Here is a 21,835-nt window from a genome sequence, read left to right on the forward strand (position 1 = left end):
TTAAAAGTAGAGTACGGAGAAAAGTAGAATGTGGCAACTCTTCTCCGGGTGGCGCTTTCGGATAGGCTCACGGCATGACCGAGCCCGTTGTCAGCCGCCGTGAGCGCAAGAAGGCCGCCACCCGGCAGGCGATCGCCGACGCCGCACTCCGACTCTTCCTGGAGCACGGCTACGACCACGTGAGCATCAAAGACATCGCCGAAACCGCGGACGTGTCGACCGCCACGGTCTTCAAGCACTTCACCGGCAAAGAAGCCCTCGTGTTCGACCGGGAAGAGAGCACAGACGCGCACCTGGCCGCGGCCGTGCGACAACGGCCCGCAGATCAGAGCGTCCTCGGCGCCCTGCGCGAGCACGTACTTGCCACCTGGCTGCCGATCGCCGCCCACCCCCAGACAGCGGAGTTCACCCGCCTGGTCAACACCACCCCGGCGCTACGCGCCTACGCCGAACGCATGTGGACCCGACACACCGACACACTCAGCGCGGCCATCGCCGACGAGTACGGCGTGGATCACGGCAACCTCGCCTGCACCGCCCTGGCTCGCTTCGTCCTTGAAGTCCCCGCGCTGGCCCAACGACAGAAGGACCATAGGGCAGCCGTCGAGGAAGTCTTCGACATCCTCACCAACGGCTGGCAGCCCCCCGGCGGCCACGACACCCCCAGAGGCGCATGAGGCAGCAGACCAGCGCCTGCATGGCGGGTTGCGCCTCTCCGGCGCGCGTATGAGCCCACGTCATGCGATCGAAGAACAGCGCACGCGTCTTGGCAGGGCATCCCGCCCGGCACCCGATTCCCGCCCCGGAAAGTCGTGGCCCGCCGCGCTCCGGGTGGGCCGCTTCCCGGAGGGCGTGGTGTGGATCGGCGTTTGGGGCACGGATCCTTAGCCGCCGCCTCCGCCTCAACTCCAGGGGCAGGCAAGCGAGTTGGAGGAGGCGTTACACGTGGTGCGAACTCGGGGCGGTCTGAGCAAGGGCGGCTCATCCCGACGGAGTTGTCCGTGAACCTGCCCGGAAGTGTCCGCGGTCGGTAACAGACGCATCCCCCGGCCGCCGCCCGTCGTCCTGTCATGTGGTCGGAAGGCGGCCGAGGGCCGGCGAGTAACTGCGGGAAGGCGGGGCGGGCATGACACGGCACGGTGCGAAGCGGGGCTGGTACGGCAAGTTGGTCGGGGCTGCGCTCGGGGTGACGGTGCTGGCCGCCGGTGCCTCGGTATGGACCGCGCAGGCCGGTCCCGTCGGCAGCCCGTCGTCCCATGCCTCCGCGTCGGCCACTCCGGGCAGCGATGTCATGCCGGTGGATGTGACCATCGCGCACGCCTCGGACAAGGGGGAGCGCGGCGTCAACATCACCATCGACGACGGCCCCGACCCCGTGTGGACCCCTCAAGTGCTGGACGTGCTGCGGGAGAACGGGGTGAAGGCCACGTTCTGCATGGTGGGGCCGCAGGCGCAGGCCCACCCGGACCTGGTGAAGAAGGTGGTGGCGGCCGGTCACCGGCTGTGCGACCACACGGTGTCGCACGACACCGCCATGGACACCAAGTCCCAGGCGTTCCAGTCGCAGCAGATACTCGACGCCGAACGCATGATCACCGAGGCATCCGGGGGCCTACGGCCGATGTACTACCGGGCACCCGGCGGCGCCTTCACCCCGTACAGCCGCAAACTGGCCGCCTCCCGGGGCATGCGTCCGCTGGGCTGGAACGTGGACACCAAGGACTTCGAGCGGCCGGGCGCGGACGCCATCGTCGCCACCGTCGAGCGGGAGCTGCCGGGCGGTCCGACGCTCCTCTTCCACGACGCGGGCGGCGACCGCTCCCAGACCGTCGAGGCCCTGCGCCGTGTCCTCCCCTGGCTCAAGGAGCAGGGCCGCTCCTTCGGCTTCCCGGTGCGCTGAGCCCCGGCCGGTGCGACAGACGGGCTACGCCGCCCGCGCGGGCTACGCCACCCCCGGCTTGCGGGCCAGGACGAAGGCCCGGGGGAGTCTCCGCCCGGCCTCAGGCTCGGCCTCGGGCTCGCGCAGGACGCGGGCGTGGGGCTCCAGTCCCGCCGCCGCGAGCAGACCGCAGACGGTCTCCGGCGTGCGCCAGTGGAAGTCGAGCGAGATCTCGTGGCCGTAGCGCTCGGTGAGGTGCGTACGGCGGTCCTCGTCGCCGGAGGCGCCGGACTGGAAGCCCAGCAGCACCTGGCCGCCAGGCATCAGCGTGCGGTGGATCTCCGCGAACGCGGTCGGCAGGTGGTCGTCGGGCACATGGATGGTCGAGTACAGCGCGAGCACGCCGCCGAGGGTCCGGTCCGGCAGGTCCAGGCGGGTCATGGAGCCGACGTGGAAGCGGAGGCCGGGGTGGGCCGCACGGGCCAGCGCGACCATGCGCGGGGAGAGGTCGATCCCGAACACCGGCACGCCCAGCGCATGCAGTCGGGCGGTGACGTGTCCGGGGCCGCTGCCGAGGTCGGCGACCGGGGCGGGGCCGTTCGCCCGCACCAGTTCGGCGAAGGCGGTGAGCAGGGCCACGTCCAGCGGGTTCTCCGCGAGTCCGTCGGGGACGTGGGCCGTGTAGTCCCGGGCGATGGTGTCGTAGGCGGAACGGGTGGCCTGGAGGAAATCCGGGGTGGGATCGGTCACGTCGGCGCAGGCTACCGGCGCCGGGGCCGGCGGGGCGGAGGTTTCGGTGGGTGGACGCCCCGGCCCCCGGGGAGGCCGGACATGGTATCCGTGGAGGGAACAACCGTTGGGTTCATGATCAACACGGTCGACGGACGGGCGAGCGAGTTTACCCACCTTTGTCGAGGGCTATGCGGCCAGTGGTCAGAATTTCTTCGCCTAACGGGCTGAAGTTTTGTTGATCGAGGGGTAGTTGACGGGCCGGTCGGCATACCCTTCAGAGGGTGAACCAACTGATGTCCACAGAGTCCGAGGCCGATCTTCCCGAGGATGCCGTGCTCCCCGGCACGCTGAGCGAGGCGCTCTACGCCGAGCTGGTGGCGTTCCGGCGCGACCTGCACAGGCACCCCGAACTCGGCAACCAGGAGTTCCGTACGACCGCGGCGATCAAGGCCCGGCTCGAACAGGCCGGGCTCGAACCCCGCGTCCTGTCCCTCGGAACCGGTCTCGTCTGTGACATCGGCGTGGGCGGGGGAGCCGCCCCCGGGCCCACCCCCGCCCCCGGGCCCGCCTCCACCCCCGCCCCTGCGTCCGCTTCCACCTCCGGGTCCGCCCCGGCCTCGGCCTCCGGGCCCACCCCCGGTTCCGTCCTCGCCCTGCGCGCCGACATCGACGCCCTGCCCATCCCGGACACCAAGACCGAGTGCGCCTACCGCTCGACCGTGCCGGACCGCGCCCACGCCTGCGGGCACGACGTACACACCACCGTGGTGCTGGGCACCGGTCTGGTCCTCGCCGAACTGCACCGGCAGGGCCTGCTGCCGCGGCCCGTCCGGCTGATCTTCCAGCCCGCCGAGGAGGTGCTGCCCGGCGGCGCCGCCGACGCCATCGAGTCCGGTGTGCTCGACGGGGTGGGGCGGATCATCGCCGTGCACTGCGACCCGCGGGTGGACGCCGGCCGGATCGGGCTGCGGGAGGGCGCGATCACCAGTGCCTGCGACCGGCTGGAAGTGGCCCTCGACGGGCCCGGTGGGCACACCGCCCGGCCGCATCTCACCACCGACCTGGTGACCGCCGCGGCCCGGGTCGCCGTCGACGTGCCGGCGCTGGTGGCCCGGCGGGTGGACAGCCGCGGCGGGCTCGCCGTGACCTGGGGGCGGATCGAGTCGGGGCACGCGCCGAACGTGATCCCGCAGCACGCCGAACTGTCGGGCACCGTGCGCTGCCTGGACCTCGCGGCCTGGCGGCTGGCCCCCGACGTGGTGCACGCCGCCATCGACGAGATCGCCACGCTGCACCGGGCGAAGTCGGAGATCACCTATGTGCGCGGGGTGCCGCCCGTCGTCAACGATCCGGCGGTGACCGAGCTGCTGCGGGACGCCATGGTCGCGCGGCGCGGCGCGGAGTCCGTCGAGGGCACCGAGCAGAGCCTGGGCGGTGAGGACTTCTCCTGGTACCTGGAGTATGTGCCGGGGGCCATGGCCCGGCTCGGCGTGCGGCCGCCCGGGGAGCGTCAGGTGCGCGATCTGCACCAGGGCGACTTCGACGTGGACGAGTACGCCATCGCGGTGGGCGTGGAGCTGTTCACCGCCGCCGCCCTGCTCGACGCGGCACGGTAGCGCCGCGGACCGAAGGGGTGCCGGATCGGCACCCCCTCGTCCCCTTGTGTCACCCGGGCGTAACCGGTGATGCGCGGCCGTGACCCGGGGGCGGCACGAATCGATAACGGCCGGCTGCAATCCCGTCCCCCTCCGCTTCTACGCGCGTTACTGTGCGCCGGCATCGCCACCAGAGGCGGCACATTGGGGAAGATGCGGGACCGGTGACGGTGCCGTGGGGACAAAGGGGTGCTTGCTGTGCGTCTGATCTCTCGGAGGACGAGGTTCTCCCACGTTGCGGCGACCGTCGCGGTCGTCGCCCTCGCGGCCGCCGGATGCGGCAAGTCCAGCAGCGATTCCGCCGGCTCGTCCGACGACGGCACGTACTCGGGCAAGGGCATCGGCCTCGCCTACGACGTCGGCGGCAAGGGCGACCAGTCGTTCAACGACGCCGCCTACGCCGGCCTTCAGAAGGCGGAGAAGGAATTCAAGATCGGCGGGCGGGACATCGAGCCGCAGGACGGTGAGTCCGACGCGGACAAGGTGCAGCGTCTGGAGACGCTGGCCAAGCAGGGCTACAACCCGATCATCGGGGTCGGCTACTCCTATGCCCCGGCCGTCAAGGAGGTCGCGGCGAAGTATCCGAAGGTCACCTTCGGCATCATCGACGACGACACGATCAAGGCGAAGAACGTCGCCGACATGGTCTTCCATGAGGAGCAGGCGTCGTATCTGGCGGGCGTGGCCGCGGCCAAGACCACCAAGAAGAACCACATCGGTTTTGTCGGCGGTGTGGACATCCCGCTGATCCACAAGTTCGAGGCCGGGTTCATCCAGGGCGCGCGTTCCATCAACCCGAAGATCAAGATCGAGAAGCAGTATCTGACGCAGACCGCTCAGGAGGGCGGCTTCTCCAGTCCCGACAAGGGCAAGGACGCGGCCAACGGCCAGGTCGAGGCCGGCGCGGACGTCGTCTACCACGCGGCCGGACTCTCCGGCCAGGGCGTCATCCAGGCCGCCGCCGAGCACAAGGTGTGGGCGATCGGCGTCGACTCCGACCAGTACGAGCAGAGCGCGCTGGCCGAGTACAAGGACTACATCCTCGGATCGGCCCTGAAGAACGTGGGCGGTGCCGTGTACGACCTCGCCAAGTCCGTCGTCGACGGCAAGCCGCTCAGCGGCGAGGTGCGCGGCGACCTCAAGTCGGGCCAGGTGGGCTTTGCGGACAGCAACCCGAAGTACCAGGCGATGAAGGACGTCGTCGCCGCCGTGGACAAGGCCGAGCAGGACATCGTCGACGGCAAGGTGACCGTCAACACCCGGTGATCCCGCGGCGCTGACGCGGCCGGCCCGGCCGCGCAGACATCGTCGCAGCGTGCGCCCCTTGCCATCGGCAAGGGGCGCACCGCTGTGTGTCATTAGGGCCCCTACTGCGGCCACAGCTCGGTAACGGACCGGACAGAAGGGGTTTTCCGTCTGGTCTACGCGCGTTACGCTGCGGCGGAATCAGCGCCTGGAATGGGCGCTTGCACGAAGGAGTGTCGTTCCATGCGCCGGGTGTCCCGTATCGCGGTTGCAGGCGTTGCTACCGCAGCCCTCGCCGTCACCGTTTCCGCCTGCGGCAGCTCGTCCACCTCGTCCAAGGGCGGTGGGGAGTCCAAGGGCATCGGACTGGCGTACGACGTCGGCGGCAAGGGCGACCAGTCGTTCAACGACGCCGCCTACGCCGGCCTTCAGAAGGCGGAGAAGGAATTCAAGATCGGCGGGCGGGACATCGAGCCGCAGGACGGTGAGTCCGACGCGGACAAGGTGCAGCGTCTGGAGACGCTGGCCAAGCAGGGCTACAACCCGATCATCGGGGTCGGCTACTCCTATGCCCCGGCCGTCAAGGAGGTCGCGGCGAAGTATCCGAAGGTCACCTTCGGCATCATCGACGACGACACGATCAAGGCGAAGAACGTCGCCGACATGGTTTTCCATGAGGAGCAGGCGTCGTATCTGGCGGGCGTGGCCGCGGCCAAGACCACCAAGAAGAACCACATCGGTTTTGTCGGCGGTGTGGACATCCCGCTGATCCACAAGTTCGAGGCCGGGTTCATCCAGGGCGCGCGGTCCATCAACCCGAAGATCAAGATCGAGAAGCAGTATCTGACGGAGACCGCTCAGGAGGGTGGCTTCTCCAGTCCCGACAAGGGCGAGAACGCAGCGAACGGGCAGATCGACGCCGGTGCCGACGTCGTCTACCACGCGGCCGGTCTCTCCGGTCAGGGCGTCATCAAGGCCGCCGCCGCGCACAAGGTGTGGGCGATCGGTGTCGACTCCGACCAGTACGAGCAGTCCGCGCTGGCCGAGTACAAGGACTACATCCTGACCTCGGCGCTGAAGAACGTCGAGGGCGCGGTGTACGACCTCGCCCAGTCCGTGATCAAGGACAAGAAGCCGCTCACGGGCGAGATCCGCGGCTCCCTGGACAACGGCGGTGTGGGCCTCGCGGACACCAACCCGACCTTCAAGGGCAACGCCGGCCTCCAGGCCGCGCTCAAGAAGGCCGAGGACGGCATCAAGGACGGCAGCATCAAGGTCAAGACCTCCTGACCGAGGGGGCCCTGCTTGTCCGGGGCATGGTCAAAAGAGCGCTGTAATGGCAGCGTTACGGCCATGGAGCGGGGTGCGGGGAGGATGTCCTCTCCGTGCCCCGTTCGCACCGCAGAATGCTCGGAACGGATCGAGTGAAAAAGGTCGATCGGTGCCGAGCACTATTTGAAGTAGGGGCGCTATGCGCGTAGAGCGGCCCCTTTCCTGAGGAGAGTGCGCCATCGACGCGTCCAGCAGCCCTCCGCCCACCGCTCCGACGACAGCCGCAGTGCAGCTCGCGGGCATCACCAAACGCTTCCCGGGTGTCGTCGCCAACCACGACATCCACCTGACCGTCCACAAGGGCACCGTGCATGCCCTCGTCGGCGAGAACGGCGCCGGCAAGTCGACCCTGATGAAGATCCTCTACGGCATGCAGAAGCCGGACGAGGGCACCATCTCCGTCGACGGCGAGCAGGTCGCCTTCTCCAGCCCCGCCGACGCCATCGCCCGCGGCATCGGCATGGTCCACCAGCACTTCATGCTGGCGGACAACCTGACCGTCCTGGAGAACGTGGCGCTCGGCAGCGAGAAGCTGTACGGCATCGGCGGCGCCGCCCGCAGGAAGATCAAGGAGATCTCCGACCGGTACGGCCTGGGCGTCCGCCCGGACGCGCTGGTGGAGGACCTGGGCGTCGCGGACCGGCAGCGCGTGGAGATCCTCAAGGTCCTCTACCGCGGTGCCAGGATCCTGATCCTCGACGAGCCCACCGCCGTCCTCGTACCCCAGGAGGTCGACGCGCTCTTCGGCAATCTGCGGGAACTCAAGGCCGAGGGCCTGTCCGTCATCTTCATCTCGCACAAGCTCGGCGAGGTGCTGTCCGTCGCGGACGACATCACCGTCATCCGGCGCGGTACGACGGTCGGCACCGCGATCCCCGCCGAGACCACCTCGCGCCAGCTCGCCGAGATGATGGTCGGCAGCGAACTGCCCACCCCGGAGACCGCCGAGTCCACCGTCACCGACCGGGTCGTGCTGGAGGTGGAGAACCTCACCGTCTATGCCGGCGGCGCCGCCCGCGGCGCGGAGGCCGAGCCCGCCGGCGACGGGCTCACCACCTTCGCGGGCACGGGCGAGACCAAACGCGTCCTCGACGACGTCTCCTTCACCATCCGCGCCGGTGAGGTCATGGGCATCGCCGGCGTCGAGGGCAACGGGCAGACCGAGCTGATCGACGCGCTGATCGGCACCAAGAACGCCGACTCCGGCCGGATCCGCTTCCTCGGCGAGGACATCACCCCCTGGCCCACCCGCAGGCGCCGCGAGTCCGGCGTCGGCTACATCCCCGAGGACCGCCACCGCCAGGGCCTGCTGCTGGAATCCACGCTGTGGGAGAACCGCATCCTCGGCCATGTCACCGAGAAGCCCAACGCCAAGGGCTTCTGGCTCGACCCCAAGGGCGCCCAGGCCGACACCCGCCGGATCGTCGAGGCGTACGACGTCCGCACCCCCGGCATCGATGTCACCGCGGCCTCCCTGTCCGGCGGCAATCAGCAGAAGCTGATCGTCGGCCGCGAGATGAGCCACGACCCGAAGTTCCTGATCGCCGCCCACCCCACCCGCGGCGTGGACGTCGGCGCCCAGGCGCAGATCTGGGACCGCATCCGCGAGGCCCGCCGCGAGGGCCTGGCCGTGCTGCTGATCTCCGCCGACCTGGACGAGCTGATCGGCCTGTCGGACACCCTGCGGGTGATCTACGACGGCAGGCTGGTCGCGGACGCCGACCCGGCCGCCATCACCCCGGAGGAACTGGGCTCGGCCATGACGGGTGCCGCCTCCGGTCACCTCGAACACGCAAGCGCCGGTCCGGAGGACGAGGCCCGATGAAGAAGTTCGACAAGGAGCGGGTGCTCCTCGCGGTGGCCGGACCGGTCATCGCGCTCGTCCTCGCGATCGCGCTCACCTCGATCGTGCTGCTCGCCTCGGGGAAGAACCCGTTCGAGCCGTACCGGCTGATGCTGGAGCAGCTGCCGTACTCGGACATCCAGGTCCTGATCATCAACCAGGCGTCCCTGTACTACATCGCCGCCCTCGCGGTCGCCCTCGGCTTCCGGATGAACCTGTTCAACATCGGCGTCGACGGCCAGTACCGGCTCGCCGTGGTGATGACCGCCGTCGTCGGCGCGAACATCGCCCTGCCGGGCTTCCTGCAGATACCGCTGCTCCTGCTGGTCGCCATGTGCACCGGCGCCTTCTGGGCCGGCATCGCGGGCGTCCTGAAGGTCACCCGGGGCGTCAGCGAGGTCGTCGCCACGATCATGCTGAACTCCATCGCGACCTCCCTCATCGGCTATGTCACCCTCGCCGATGTCTGGGGCGTCCAGGTCGGCAACAACATGACGACCGGCGTCATGGAGAAGTCCGGCTGGTTCCCGGGCATCGACCTGGGCTCCGACGTCGGCGAGATCTACGGCCTGGTCTTCCTCGCCGTGCTGCTGGGCGTCCTGTACTGGATCGTCCTCAACCGCACCCGGTTCGGCTTCGACCTGCGCGCCACCGGCGCCTCGGAGACCGCAGCCGCGGCCTCCGGCGTCAACGCAAAGCGGATGGTGCTGACCTCCATGCTGCTCTCCGGCGCGGTCGCGGGCCTGTCCGGCCTGCCGCTGCTGCTCGGCGACACCCACACCTACAGCCTGAGCTTCCCGGCGGGTCTCGGCTTCACCGCCATCGGCATCGCCCTGCTCGGCCGCAACCACCCCGGCGGCATCGCCCTCGCCGCCCTGCTGTGGGCCTTCCTCGACAAGGCCTCGCCCGCCCTCGACTACGCGACCCCGGTGGCGTACGAGAAGGAGATCGCCACGATCATGCAGGGCCTGATCGTCTTCGCGGTCGTCATCTCGTACGAGGCCGTACGCCAGTGGGGTCTGCGCCGCCAGCAGCGCCAGGTGGGCGCCGAACTGGCCGCCGCCGCCCTCAACGTCAAGAAGGAAGAGGTGGCGGCCCGATGAGCACCGCGACCGTCGCGAAGCCGAAGGCGAAGCAGCCCACCAGGGGCAGCCGCCGTCTGTCGCTCCCGGTACTCCTGCTGGTCATCGCGGGCGTCCTGGTGCTGACCTCGATCGTCCGCCTCATCACCGGCGCGGACGGCATCACCTCGACCGGCCAGATGTCCACCGCCCTGCGCCTGGCCGTGCCGATCGGCCTCGCGGGCCTCGGCGGCCTGTGGGCCGAGCGCTCCGGCGTCGTCAACATCGGCCTCGAAGGCATGATGATCCTCGGCACCTGGTTCGGCGCCTGGGCCGGCTACCAGTGGGGCCCGTGGGCCGGTGTGCTCTTCGGCGTGATCGGCGGTGCCCTCGGGGCCGTGCTGCACGCCATCGCCACCGTCACCTTCAACGTCAACCACATCGTCTCCGGTGTGGCCCTCAACATCCTCGCCCTCGGCACCACCCGCTATCTGTCGAAGTTCACCTTCGCCGACGCGCCGCAGGGCTCCGCCAAGCAGTCCCCGCCGATCAGCTCCCTGGGCAGCTTCGACATCCCCGGCCTGTCCGGCTGGCTGGACACCCTCAACCAGAAGCACTGGTTCCTCGTCTCGGACATCGCAGGACTGCTCGGCGGGCTGGTCACCGATCTGTCGCCGCTCACCGTCATCGCGGTGGCCCTGGTGCCGCTCAGCTGGTGGGTGCTGTGGCGCACGGCCTTCGGTCTGCGGCTGCGCTCCTGCGGCGAGAACCCGGTCGCGGCCGAGTCCCTCGGCGTCAACGTGTACAAGTACAAGTACATCGCGGTGATCATCTCGGGCGGCTTCGCGGGCCTCGGCGGCGCGTTCCTGTCCATCGTCGCCTCGAACGTCTACCTCGACGGCCAGACCGCCGGCCGCGGCTACATCGGCCTCGCCGCGATGATCTTCGGCAACTGGATGCCGGGCGGTCTCGCGCTGGGCGCCGGCCTGTTCGGCTACACCGACAGCCTCAATCTGCGCGGCGGCACGGTGAACGTGCACGCGCTGATCCTGCTCCTCGCCATCCTGCTGGTGTTCGGCGCGGCCTACCTCGCCTGGAAGAAGAGGTACGTACCGGCCGTCGTCACCGCCGTGGTCGCGGCCCTGATGTTCGTCTGGTACGCCACCACCAACGAGGTGCCGCGCCAGCTCGTCACCGCCACCCCCTACCTCGTCACCCTGCTCGTGCTGTCGCTGTCCGCGCAGTCCCTGCGGATGCCGAAGGCGGACGGTCTGCCGTACCGGAAGGGACAGGGCAAGTGACCGGGCCCGCCGCCGTCGACTGGGAGGCGCTGCGCGCCGAGGCACGGGAGGCCATGACCCACGCATACGCCCCCTACTCGGGCTACCCCGTCGGGGCGGCGGCCCTGGTCGACGACGGGCGCACGGTCTCCGGCTGCAACGTCGAGAACGCCTCCTACGGTCTCGGCCTGTGCGCCGAGTGCGGCCTTGTCTCCGAACTACGGCGCACCGGGGGCGGCCGGCTCACACACTTCACCTGCGTGGACGGCACGGGCGCGCTGCTCGTGCCGTGCGGCCGCTGCCGCCAGCTGCTGTACGAGTTCGGCGGGTCCGGCCTGCTCCTGGACACCCCCGAGGGCGTCCTGCCGCTGTCCCGGATGCTGCCCCAGGCATTCGGCCCCGACCACCTCACCAAGTAACTCCCGTGCGGCCCCTTCGACTTCGCTCAGGGGGCCGCACTCCTGCGCAACTCCGGAAGGAAGGCCATGGCCATGGACGCCGTCTCCGTCATCCGCACCAAGCGGGACCGCGGAGAGCTGACCGACGAGCAGATCGACTGGGTCATCGACGCCTACACCCGCGGGGAGGTTGCCGACGAGCAGATGTCCGCGCTCGCCATGGCCATCCTGCTCAACGGCATGAACCGGCGGGAGATCGCCCGCTGGACCGCCGCGATGATCGCCTCCGGCGAGCGCATGGACTTCTCCTCGCTGTCCCGCCCGACCGCCGACAAGCACTCCACCGGCGGCGTCGGCGACAAGATCACGCTGCCGCTGGCGCCGCTGGTGGCGGCCTGCGGGGCCGCCGTGCCCCAGCTGTCCGGCCGCGGCCTCGGCCACACCGGCGGCACCCTCGACAAGCTGGAGTCCATCCCCGGCTGGCGGGCGCTGCTCTCCAACGAGGAGATGCTGGACGTCCTCGACACCACCGGCGCGGTGATCTGCGCGGCGGGCGACGGCCTGGCCCCCGCGGACAAGAAGCTGTACGCGCTGCGGGATGTCACCGCCACCGTCGAGGCGATCCCCCTGATCGCCTCCTCCATCATGTCGAAGAAGATCGCCGAGGGCACCGGCTCGCTCGTGCTGGACGTCAAGGTGGGCACCGGCGCCTTCATGAAGACCATCGAGGACGCCCGCGAGCTGGCCTCGACCATGGTCGGCCTCGGCACCGACCACGGGGTGCGGACCATCGCGCTCCTGACGGACATGGCGACCCCGCTCGGCCGCACGGCCGGCAACGCCCTCGAGGTCCGCGAGTCCGTCGAGGTGCTGGCCGGCGGCGGACCCGCGGACGTGGTGGAGCTGACCCTCGCCCTGGCCCGGGAGATGCTGGCCGCGGCGGGCATCACGGACGCCGACCCGGCCAAGGCCCTGGCCGACGGCTCCGCCATGGACGTCTGGCGCCGGATGATCGCGGCCCAGGGCGGCGACCCCGACGCCCCGCTGCCCACATCGCGCGAACAGCACATCGTCACCGCCCCGGCCGGCGGTGTCCTCACCCGCCTCGACGCCTATGACATCGGCGTCGCCGCCTGGCGCCTCGGCGCGGGCCGCGCCCGTAAGGAGGACCCGGTGCAGGCGGCGGCGGGCGTCGAACTGCACGCCAAGCCGGGCGACGAGGTGACCGCGGGCCAGCCCCTGCTGACCCTGCACACGGACACCCCGGAACGCTTCGCGTACGCGCTCCGGGCGGTGGAGGGTTCCTACGACATCGCGGCACCGGGTACGGCCTTCACTGCGTCCCCCGTGGTGCTGGAACGTATCGACTGACCTGCGGTTTCCCCGTTCGGGTGAACGGGATCGGTGGACCTGCACAGGTCCTATTGGGCATGCTGGGATCGGTGACGTACCGATTGGAGACCGCCATGAGCGCACTCACCGTCAGCCAGAACCCTGACCAGACCTGGGACGACCTCGTTCGGTACTGGGAGGAGATGGAATGGCCCGAGGGCAGCAAGGTGGAGATCATCGAGGGGATCATCACCGTGTCACCTTCTCCCGCGTCCCGTCACAACGTGATCGCGGAACGTATCCAGCGTCGCCTGTACTCCGTGATCCCCGAGGACTGGGGGATCTTTCAGACACTGGCGATCGCCGTACCGTCACGCATGGGCATGCTCATCCCGGACCTGGTGGTGGCTCCCGTCCAGGATTGCCTGGAGGCGGACTCTCACATCCCAGCCGCCCTGGCCGAACTGGTTGTCGAGGTGACCTCCAAGTCCAACGCCCGCCACGACCGCGTCACCAAACCCGCCGCCTACGCCACCGCGGGCATCCCTCTCTACCTGCTCGTCGACCCTTGGGCTCCCGGCGGTCCCACCGTGACGCTCTACGGAGAGCCGAAGGGCGAGGTCTACCGGGTTCTGAGCGGCCTGAAGTTCGGTGATCCCGTCACGCTGCCTGAGCCGTTCGGCGTCACGATCGACACCGGCGAGTTCCCGGCCGAGTAGGGCCGCGCGGTAACGCCCCTGGGCGCCGATGAGTTGAGGGGGTTCCGGCGGTCTGACAGTACGTGGATGCCAGGACACCGGCCGTGCTCGTGCTGACCGGCCCCGTCGCCCGGGACGAGGTGACGGGGCTCTGCGCCGACCTGCGAGGGCTGCTGGAGGTCAGCGGGTCCGGGATCGTCGTCGTGGACGTGGGCGGGCTCGGACCTCCGGGGCTCTGGGCGGTGGATCTGCTGGCCCGGCTGGAACTGACCGCCCGCAGAGCCGGCGGACGGACCCGGCTGCGGGCCGCCGACCCCGCGCTACGCGCCCTCCTCGACCTCGTCGGCCTCCGCTTCCAGATGGAGCGGCAGGTCGAACAGGGGGAACCAGCGGGCGGTGTCGAGGAAGCAGTGCAGACCGGTGATACGGCCCTCTGACACCTCCAGCACCTGCACCGCCCAGGGGATGAAACCGCCCTTCTCCGGGTCCGGCTTGTAGTGCGCGAAGGCCGGCAGGCCGTTGGCCTCGACCCTCCGCAGGCGGGAACCCGCGCAGGAGGCGCCGAGGGTGGTCATGAAGCCGGTCATGTCGGCCGGGCCGCTCAGCCACAGGTCGAACGGCGGCATCGTCATGACGGCGTCCTCGTGGAGCAGGGCGGTGAGCGCCGCCATGTCGTACCCCTCGAACGCCTTCACATAGCGCTCCAGGAGTCTTTGCTGCTCCTCGTCGAGCGGGTCGGAGACGGCCGCGTCCGCGCCCTGTCCCGCCCGCTCGGCGAGCGTCGCGCGGGCCCGCTGCAACGCGCTGTTCACGGACGCCACCGTGGTGCCGAGCAGTTCGGCGACCTCGCTCGCCCTCCAGGCCAGCACCTCGCGCAGGATCAGCACCGCCCGCTGCTTGGGCGGCAGTTGCTGCAGGGCGGCCATGAAGGCCAGCCGGACCGATTCCTTGGCGACGGCGGCCTCCGCCGGGTCGTCGACGGTGGGCAGTACACGGGCGTCCGGCATCGGCTCCAGCCAGGTGTTGTCCGGGCGGGGGGTGAGGGCCGCCTGGGCGAGCGGCGTCGCGCCGGTCAGGTCCATGGGCCGCGCCCGCTTGTTGCCCGCCGTCAGCATGTCCAGGCAGACGTTCGTCGCGATCCGGTACAGCCAGGAGCGGAGGCTGGAGCGGCCCTCGAACTTCGCGTAGCTCCGCCAGGCGCGGACCAGGGTGTCCTGTACGGCGTCCTCGGCCTCGAAGGAGGACCCGAGCATGCGGTAGCAGTAGCCGGTCAGCTCGACCCGGTGCTTCTCCAGTGCGACGTCGAGATCCGTCGTCGCGGTGTTGTCGCTCATCGTCCACCCACCCCTGTGGCCGTTCCTGTTCGCGCACCCTTGCGCCCCAGCACTCCGGAAGCTACAGCAGCCCACTGACAACGGCCCCCCGAGCCAATAAACGCCCAGGTCAGACCGATTCGTTTCGAAAAGATTGCCTTACTGACAACCACCCGGGACCGGGCACCGCGACGGGCTCGGAAGGGGGGCGGGGGCAACGCGCCGGCGCGCGCACGGAGCGCGCCCATCATCACGCGGCCGGGACCGCCCGCCGGGATGGCCCGCCTTTACGCGCGGGGGCCGCCCGGGTCTGGCCGGTGATGCTCATGAGCGGGTCAGCCCATCCTCACGCGCGGGGGCGCCCACACTCACGCGCGGAAGTTCCCATGCTGCTGGGCACCGATTTCCAAGCGCGACCGTGCCCGCCCGCACATGGGCCAGGGCCGCCCACTCCCACAGTCAGGGACCGCGGACCCCCACGTGCCGGCGCTCGCTGCCCGCGCTCGCGTGCCGAGGGTCGCTGCCCACGCTCCCGTGCCGGGGCTCGCCGCCCGCGCTCGTGTGCCGGGGTCGCCGCCCGCCCTCCCGTGCGGGGGGCCGCTGCCCGCCCTCCCGTGCCGGGGGTCGTCACCCACCGTGCCGGGGTTCGCTGCCCGCGCTCGCGTGCCGGGGGGCGCCAGCCACGCTCGCGTGCCGGGGTTCGCTGCCTCCCGTGCCGGGGCTCGCCGCCCACCCTCGTGTGCCGGGGGTCGCTGCCCACGCTCGTGTGCCGGGGGCCGCTGCCCACCCTCCCGTGCCGGGGATCGTCGTCCGCGCTCGTGTGCCGGGGCCGGTGGCCCCGGGGCGGGCGGGGCGGGGGCGGGTTCAGCGAACGGCTGGAAGCGGCTCGGTCCGGGTGGCGAGTCGGGCCGCTCGGGAGCCGAAGGCCGTGATCGTCACGACGCCGAGGACCGCGAGTACCCCGACCCCGACCGTCCCGGCCCAGCCGTTCGCGTGGAAGGCGATGGCGCCCACGGTGCTGCCCGCGCTGGAGCCGATGTAGTACGCCGACTGGTACAGCGCCGCGGCCTGCGCCCGGCCGTGCGTCGCCGTCTTGCCGACCGCGGAGGACGCCACCGCGTGCCCCGCGAAGAAGCCCGCCGTGATCAGCACGAGGCCCAGCAGGACCAGGGGGAGCGAGGGCGCCAGCGACAGCAGCAGACCGGCCGCGGTCGTGCCGCCCGCCAGGTACAGGGCGCCCCGCCGGCCGAGGCGCACGACCAGCCGGCCCGCCGTCGACGCCGACACGGTGCCGACCAGGTACACCAGGAAGATCGAGCCGACGATGCCCTGCGGCAGCCCGAACGGCGCCTCCGTCAGCCGGTAGCCGATCACCGTGTACACGCCGCCGAACACCGTCATGAACAGCGCGCCGATCGCGTACAGACGGCGCAGCAGCGGGTCGGCCAGGTGGTCGCGGACCGCATGGGCGAGGACCCGCGGCCGCAGCGAGCCGGCCTTGAAGTGCCGCGGCGTCGGCAGCAGCATCCGGAACGCCACCGCGCAGCCCACCGCGATCACGCCGATCACGCCGACCGCGACCCGCCAGCCCCACTCCTGGGCGACCCAGCCGGTGATGACCCGGCCGCTCATCCCGCCGACGCTGTTGCCCGCGACGAACAGCCCGATCGCCGTGACCAGCGCCCGCGGCCGGACCTCCTCGGCGAGGTACGCCGTCGCCGAGGCGGGCAGCCCGGCCAGCGCCGCGCCCTGCACCGCCCGCAGCGCCACCAGTGCGCCCAGCGAGGGGGCGAACGGGACCAGCACGCCGACCGACACCGCCACCGCCAGCGATGCCGTCATCACCGTACGACGGCCGAAACGTTCCGACAGGGCGCTCATCGGCAGCACGAACAGTGCCAGGCCGCCGGTCGCGGCGGCCACCGTCCAGCTCGCCTCGCTCGCCGCGACCCCGAACTCGCCGGAGATGAGCGGCAGCAGGGCCTGAGTGGAGTACAGGAGCGCGAAGGTCGCGACACCGGCGAGGAAGAGAGCGAGGCTCATCCGGCGGTAGCCGGGGCCGCCCGGGGTGAGACGGGAGTCGGAGTCGTCGACGACGGGAGCGGCGGCGGACACGGCGGCGGACACGGGCGGGGCGGCGTCCACGTCGGTGGACGCCCCGGTACTGGCGGGAGACATGCTTCGAAGCTACGGAGCCCGCCGCTGATCCGTCCAATGCATGGAATCGGCATAATCGTTCCCATGGTGCATCAGCAAAGGCCACAGCCTCGTATGTCACCGTTCAGTGACACAGAAGACATGACCGACATGGCGCGGCTGCTCGCCCCGCGGCTCGCCTACTTCGCCGCGGTCGCCCGTACCGAGCATGTGACGCGGGCCGCGCTGGAGGCGCAGGTCCCGCAGTCCACCCTGTCCCGGGCCATGGTCCGCCTCGAACAGGACCTCGGCGTCGACCTCTTCGCCCGCCGCGGCCGCACCCTCTCGCTGACCCCGGCCGGCCGCACCTTCCTCACCTCCGTCGAACGCGCCCTGGCCGAGATCGGGCGGGCCGCCGACGAGGTGCGCGCCGACGCCGACCCGGCCTCCGGCAAGGTCGCCTTCGGTTTTCTGCACACCATGGGCGCCGAGACGGTCCCCGGCCTCATCCACGCGTTCCGCGCCGATCATCCGCGCGTGCGCTTCAGCCTGGTGCAGAACTACGGCGAGGCCATGCTGGAGCGGTTGCGCGCGGGTGAACTCGACCTCTGTCTGACCTCGCCGGTCCCCGACGCCCCGGATCTGGTGGCGCGCCGCCTGGACGAGCAGCGGCTCCGCCTGGTCGTGCCCGCCGACCACCCTGTCGCGGGCCGCCGCCGGATCCGGCTCGCGGAGGCCGCCGACGAGGTCTTCGTCACCCTGGAACCCGGCTACGGCCTGCGCCGTATCACCGACGCCGTGTGCAAGGAGGCCGGCTTCAAGCCGCGGATCGCCTTCGAGGGCGAGGAGGCGGAGACCCTTCGGGGGCTGGTGGCGGCGGGGCTCGGAGTGGCCCTTCTGCCACCGCCCGCGGTCCCGCGCCCCGGCGTCGTCGAACTGACGGTGACGGCCCCCCGCGCGGTACGGGAGATCGGCGTGGCCTGGCTGGACGGCCACCCGGACACCCCACCGGTGGCCGCGTTCAAGAAGTTCCTCCTGTCCAAACGCGGCAGCCTGCTGCCCTGACCGCACCCACCGCCGCCGGCCGGGCACGCAACGACCGGCGAGCACACCCACGCCCAGCGGCGGCCCCGTCACCAGGAGGTAGGGGAGGGGAGCCGGTCGGCGCGGAGTCGGGTCAGATCCGGCGCAGGGAGCGGCCGAAGCCGGTGGCGAGGGGCATGCGCAGGCCGATGGGCGGGGGTGCGGCCAGGGCGTCCTCCACGGGGCGGGACAGCGCGTGCCCGAACAGCGCCCCCATCGCGAAGTCCGCGACGAGCGCCAGTACTTCGTCCCGGTGCTGGTGCAGCCCGTGCCCGTCGGAGTGCACCTCGAACCGGCACACCTCCCGGTTGGCCTTCTTCGCCCGGGCGGCCAGCCGGAACGACAGCTCCGGGTCGGTCCGCTCGTCGTTCGTGCCGTGCACGATCAGCACCCGCCGCCCCACCAGTTGCCGCACCGGCTCCGGGGGCGCCGCCACGTCCTCCTCGGGCAGCCAAGGGGCGATGGCCACAACGGAGTCGACCGCCTCGTGGCCGCCCGCGCGCAGCGCCGCCCGGCCGCCCATACCGACCCCGACCAGGCACACCGGCACATCGCCGTAGCGGCGTACGACCTCGTCGACCGCCCAGGACGCGTCCCCCGCCAGATGCGCCTCGCTGCCGTTCCAGCCGCGGTAGCGGTAGTGCACGGCGTGAATCGCCAGGCCCTCGCCGCGGCCCGCCCGGGCGAGCGTTCGGCCGAGCGCGCGGACGAACGACGTCGCCCACACGGGCGAGGGCCTGCGAGCGGAGACCTCCTCCCCGCCGGGCAGGATCAGCACCGCCCCGCTCACCGCCGTCGGCTCCCGGCCGACTGCCCTTCCCAGTCTGGCTGTTCGCACCGGCGTCAGTTGCTGTGCCATGGCAGAACAGTGTCAGAAGGACCGGTGTACGCGACCCTTCCGTGCGGTCACCGTTGCGTATCGACGGCAGCCCGCGACGCGTGATCTACGCGCGTAGGAGTTAGAGTGCGGAAATGACGAGCCAGACTTCACCGACCGGGAACGTGCCGACACCGGACCAGATCCGCCGCGCCCCCAAGGTCCTGCTGCACGACCACCTCGACGGCGGCCTGCGCCCCGACACCGTCGTCGACCTCGCCCGGGAAGCCGGCTATTCCCAGCTTCCCGAGACCGACCCCGACAAGCTCGGCATCTGGTTCCGTGAGGCCGCCGACTCCGGCTCCCTCGAGCGGTATCTGGAGACCTTCTCGCACACCGTGGGTGTGATGCAGACCCGCGACGCGCTGATCCGCGTCGCCCGCGAGTGCGCCGAGGACCTGGCCGTCGACGGCGTCGTCTACGCCGAGGTGCGCTACGCCCCCGAGCAGCATCTGGAGGGCGGGCTCAGCCTGGAGGAGGTGGTCGAGGCCGTCAACGAGGGCTTCCGGCAGGGCGAGGCGCTCGCCCGGGAGAGCGGCCACCGCATCCGGGTCGGCGCCCTGCTCACCGCCATGCGGCACGCCGCCCGCGCCCTGGAGATCGCCGAACTCGCCAACCGCTACCGGGACCTGGGCGTCGTCGGCTTCGACATCGCGGGCGCCGAGGCCGGCTACCCGCCCACCCGGCACCTCGACGCGTTCGAGTACCTCAAGCGCGAGAACAACCACTTCACCATCCACGCCGGCGAGGCCTTCGGGCTGCCGTCCATCTGGCAGGCCCTCCAGTGGTGCGGCGCCGACCGGCTCGGGCACGGGGTGCGGATCATCGACGACATCCAGGTCGACGAGGACGGCTCGGTGCGGCTCGGACGGCTCGCCTCGTATGTGCGGGACAAGCGCATCCCGCTGGAACTGTGCCCCAGCTCCAACCTGCAGACCGGAGCCGCCGCCTCCTACGCCGAGCACCCGATCGGGCTGCTGCGCCGGCTGCACTTCCGGGCCACCGTGAACACGGACAACCGGCTGATGTCGCACACCAGCATGAGCCGGGAATTCGAGCACCTTGTCGAGGCATTCGGTTACACGCTCGACGACATCCAGTGGTTCTCCGTCAATGCGATGAAATCAGCGTTCATTCCTTTCGATGAACGACTGGCCATGATCAATGACGTCGTCAAGCCCGGATATGCCGAGCTGAAATCCGAATGGCTGTTCCGGCAGACCGCTTCCACCAGCGGTTCTGCCGCTCGGGAGGGCTGAATACACCCGCTGGGCGGTGCGCGGAACGGGGGCGGGCTTCACCATCCGTCCGCATTTCGATGTTTGCGGCGGGCGGTGCGCCGTGTTTACGGTCGGGGACCGCTGAACCCCGTCATCGCATGCAAGGACGCATTCCCCATGAAGCAGTCTGCTGTCAAGACCCTCGGTGTCGCCGCCCTCGGTGCCGCCTTCGCCGCGGCCGGCGCGGGTGCCGCCGACGCGGCCCCGGCCGTCCCGGACGCCACCCAGGCGCTCGACGGCATCACCCGGACGCTGCCGGCCGAGAACGTCGCCTCGGCGCTGCCGGGTGCGGGTACGGCGCTCGCCCAGGGGCAGTCCGCCGTCGGCGCCGGACTGGCCGCCGCCCAGCCCGCCGCCCAGAAGGTGCTCGCCCAGGGCCCGACCGCTCCGGTCGGCGGCCTGCTCGGCGGACTGCCGGTGCAGGGCCTGCCCACGCACGGCCTGCCGGTGAACGGGATCCCGCTCGGCTGAGCCGCACCTCCACGACGCGCCGTCGGAGCACACCCCCTCCTCCCGGGGTGCGCTCCGACGGCGTTCTCGCGCTCGGACGGCTTCACGGCGTTCTCGCGCTCGGACGGCTTCACGGCGTTGTTCGCGCTCGGACGGCGTTCTTCGGCTCGGACCGCGTTCTTCGCGCTCGGAGCGCGTCGGGCGGCTACCAGGCCGCCGACCGGGACTTCCCCTCCGAGGGCAGCAGGATCCACAGGGCGAGGTAGAGCAGGAACTGCGGGCCCGGCAGCAGGCAGGAGACCAGGAAGATCACCCGCATCGTCGTCGCGGAGGTGTCGAAGCGCCGTGCCAGCGCTGCGCACACTCCGCCGAGCACGCGGCCGTGGGTGGGGCGGGCGAGGGCAGTCATCTCACCACTCCTTCTTGACGTGACACCGGTGGTGTGTGGGCTCGGCTGCCCAACTGACTGCAACGGTACGGAGCGGTGGGCGGCGGGGCGTCGCTCTACGGTGCGATGCCGACCCTGGGAATCGTCGGGGTCCGGCCCTGAGCCGCTTCCTCCTGATGGAGGGGCGTACGCCGTACGCGCTCGCCCCTGCGGCGGAGCCAGAAGCGGCCCGCGGGGACCACGGCGAGATGCGCCAGCGCCACGCCCACCGTGTTCAGCAGCAGCGAGTCCACGTCCACGACCCGGCCCGGCACCCCGGTCTGCAACAGGGCGATGCCCAGCGAGAGCAGGGCGCCCGCCGCCGCCGTACGGATCAGGGAGGCGAGCGGGGAGACGGTGAGCCGGCCGTGCACCATCGGCAGCAGCACGCCCAGCGGCGCGAGCAGGGCGACCCCCTCGCCGATCGGCCGGGCCGCCTCGGGCCAGCCCAGGGCCAGATCGGCCCGGATACCGGCGAGCGGGTGCAGGTTGGCGGGCATCACCCAGGGGACGTTCAGCGGGCGCAGCATCAGCCAGGCGACGAGCGTGAGATGGGCGACGAGGAGGACACCCCCTGTCACCCGGATGCGGATCGCGGCGCTGCCGCCGATGGAGCCTTGACGCTGCACGCCCCCCTAGACGCGCCCCCGCGCACGATCGGTTCCGGATCGCCCCCGCACGGGCCGGTGAGGCGTGCGACACATCAACGGCACCGATGCCGCATCCCTTGGACCGGTCGCCCCCCGGTGGCCCGTCGAGTGTGTGATACGCCCATGGGGTCTGGGGGCACGCCTGGGTGGTGGGCCTGTGGTGT

The 21,835-nt window shown here is 71.0% G+C and carries 21 protein-coding genes; 15 read left to right on the top strand and 6 right to left on the bottom strand.

Features of this window, described 5'->3' with window-relative positions; translation table 11 throughout:
* Positions 1–74: 74 nt before the first annotated feature.
* Entirely contained in the window at positions 75–677 is a 603-nt protein-coding gene (locus ABT245_RS29980; RefSeq protein WP_351739328.1) for a TetR/AcrR family transcriptional regulator, read from the top strand.
* Between the two features lie 449 nt (positions 678–1,126).
* Complete coding sequence (locus ABT245_RS29985; protein WP_351739330.1) at positions 1,127–1,900, top strand: polysaccharide deacetylase family protein; 774 nt, start codon at positions 1,127–1,129, stop codon at positions 1,898–1,900.
* 42 nt (positions 1,901–1,942) lie between these two features.
* Here ABT245_RS29985 and ABT245_RS29990 read toward each other — a convergent pair whose 3' ends face one another.
* Positions 1,943–2,629: a class I SAM-dependent methyltransferase gene (locus ABT245_RS29990; RefSeq protein ID WP_351739332.1), complete on the bottom strand. Its 687-nt coding sequence runs from the start codon at positions 2,627–2,629 to the stop codon at positions 1,943–1,945.
* Between the two features lie 275 nt (positions 2,630–2,904).
* Here ABT245_RS29990 and ABT245_RS29995 point away from each other — a divergent pair, with 275 nt between their 5' ends.
* From ABT245_RS29995 to ABT245_RS30040, 10 genes are all read left to right on the top strand, one after another.
* Positions 2,905–4,227: an amidohydrolase gene (locus ABT245_RS29995; protein ID WP_351739335.1), complete on the top strand. Its 1,323-nt coding sequence runs from the start codon at positions 2,905–2,907 to the stop codon at positions 4,225–4,227.
* A gap of 246 nt (positions 4,228–4,473) precedes the next feature.
* A complete protein-coding gene (locus ABT245_RS30000) occupies positions 4,474–5,532 on the top strand; it encodes a BMP family lipoprotein (protein WP_351739452.1) in 1,059 nt (352 codons plus the stop codon).
* 222 nt (positions 5,533–5,754) lie between these two features.
* Positions 5,755–6,801 (top strand): BMP family lipoprotein, encoded by a 1,047-nt coding sequence (locus tag ABT245_RS30005; RefSeq protein WP_351739337.1) that lies wholly within the window; start codon positions 5,755–5,757, stop codon positions 6,799–6,801.
* 268 nt (positions 6,802–7,069) lie between these two features.
* Complete coding sequence (locus ABT245_RS30010) at positions 7,070–8,668, top strand: ABC transporter ATP-binding protein (protein WP_351739340.1); 1,599 nt, start codon at positions 7,070–7,072, stop codon at positions 8,666–8,668.
* A complete protein-coding gene (locus ABT245_RS30015; protein ID WP_351739343.1) occupies positions 8,665–9,789 on the top strand; it encodes an ABC transporter permease in 1,125 nt (374 codons plus the stop codon). The genes ABT245_RS30010 and ABT245_RS30015 overlap by 4 nt, the downstream gene beginning before the upstream one ends.
* Positions 9,786–11,048, top strand: coding sequence for an ABC transporter permease (locus ABT245_RS30020; protein ID WP_351739346.1), 1,263 nt, complete (start codon positions 9,786–9,788; stop codon positions 11,046–11,048). Before ABT245_RS30015 ends, ABT245_RS30020 begins: the two co-directional genes overlap by 4 nt.
* A complete protein-coding gene (locus ABT245_RS30025; protein ID WP_351739349.1) occupies positions 11,045–11,446 on the top strand; it encodes a cytidine deaminase in 402 nt (133 codons plus the stop codon). The genes ABT245_RS30020 and ABT245_RS30025 overlap by 4 nt, the downstream gene beginning before the upstream one ends.
* A gap of 66 nt (positions 11,447–11,512) precedes the next feature.
* Entirely contained in the window at positions 11,513–12,796 is a 1,284-nt protein-coding gene (locus ABT245_RS30030; protein ID WP_351739351.1) for a thymidine phosphorylase, read from the top strand.
* A 95-nt stretch (positions 12,797–12,891) separates the two neighbouring features.
* Positions 12,892–13,476: a Uma2 family endonuclease gene (locus ABT245_RS30035; RefSeq protein WP_351739353.1), complete on the top strand. Its 585-nt coding sequence runs from the start codon at positions 12,892–12,894 to the stop codon at positions 13,474–13,476.
* 83 nt (positions 13,477–13,559) lie between these two features.
* Positions 13,560–13,892, top strand: a complete 333-nt coding sequence (locus tag ABT245_RS30040; protein WP_351739356.1) for an STAS domain-containing protein — start codon at positions 13,560–13,562, stop codon at positions 13,890–13,892.
* On the opposite strand, the gene ABT245_RS30045 is transcribed toward ABT245_RS30040, so the two are convergent.
* Together ABT245_RS30045 and ABT245_RS30050 are read right to left on the bottom strand one after the other, a co-directional pair.
* Positions 13,776–14,789, bottom strand: a complete 1,014-nt coding sequence (locus ABT245_RS30045) for a sigma-70 family RNA polymerase sigma factor (protein WP_351739359.1) — start codon at positions 14,787–14,789, stop codon at positions 13,776–13,778. The two genes, ABT245_RS30040 and ABT245_RS30045, sit on opposite strands and share 117 nt — an antisense overlap.
* A gap of 843 nt (positions 14,790–15,632) precedes the next feature.
* Complete coding sequence (locus tag ABT245_RS30050) at positions 15,633–16,946, bottom strand: MFS transporter (protein ID WP_351739362.1); 1,314 nt, start codon at positions 16,944–16,946, stop codon at positions 15,633–15,635.
* A 63-nt stretch (positions 16,947–17,009) separates the two neighbouring features.
* Here ABT245_RS30050 and ABT245_RS30055 point away from each other — a divergent pair, with 63 nt between their 5' ends.
* Positions 17,010–17,969, top strand: coding sequence for a LysR family transcriptional regulator (locus tag ABT245_RS30055; RefSeq protein ID WP_351739364.1), 960 nt, complete (start codon positions 17,010–17,012; stop codon positions 17,967–17,969).
* 112 nt (positions 17,970–18,081) lie between these two features.
* On the opposite strand, the gene ABT245_RS30060 is transcribed toward ABT245_RS30055, so the two are convergent.
* The gene (locus ABT245_RS30060; RefSeq protein ID WP_351739367.1) at positions 18,082–18,846 is read right to left on the bottom strand and encodes an alpha/beta hydrolase family protein; all 765 of its coding nucleotides are present in this window, start codon (positions 18,844–18,846) and stop codon (positions 18,082–18,084) included.
* 113 nt (positions 18,847–18,959) lie between these two features.
* Between ABT245_RS30060 and ABT245_RS30065 the strand changes: the two genes are divergently transcribed.
* Both ABT245_RS30065 and ABT245_RS30070 read left to right on the top strand, forming a co-directional pair.
* Entirely contained in the window at positions 18,960–20,123 is a 1,164-nt protein-coding gene (locus ABT245_RS30065) for an adenosine deaminase (RefSeq protein WP_351739370.1), read from the top strand.
* 138 nt (positions 20,124–20,261) lie between these two features.
* The gene (locus ABT245_RS30070) at positions 20,262–20,615 is read left to right on the top strand and encodes an ATP-binding protein (protein WP_351739373.1); all 354 of its coding nucleotides are present in this window, start codon (positions 20,262–20,264) and stop codon (positions 20,613–20,615) included.
* Between the two features lie 184 nt (positions 20,616–20,799).
* On the opposite strand, the gene ABT245_RS30075 is transcribed toward ABT245_RS30070, so the two are convergent.
* Entirely contained in the window at positions 20,800–21,003 is a 204-nt protein-coding gene (locus tag ABT245_RS30075; protein WP_351739376.1) for a PspC domain-containing protein, read from the bottom strand.
* Between the two features lie 95 nt (positions 21,004–21,098).
* Entirely contained in the window at positions 21,099–21,650 is a 552-nt protein-coding gene (locus ABT245_RS30080; protein ID WP_351739379.1) for a VanZ family protein, read from the bottom strand.
* Between the last annotated feature and the right edge of the window lie 185 nt (positions 21,651–21,835).

The organism is Streptomyces sp. NPDC001508, from assembly GCF_040298665.1.
Taxonomy (GTDB): Bacteria; Actinomycetota; Actinomycetes; order Streptomycetales; family Streptomycetaceae; genus Streptomyces.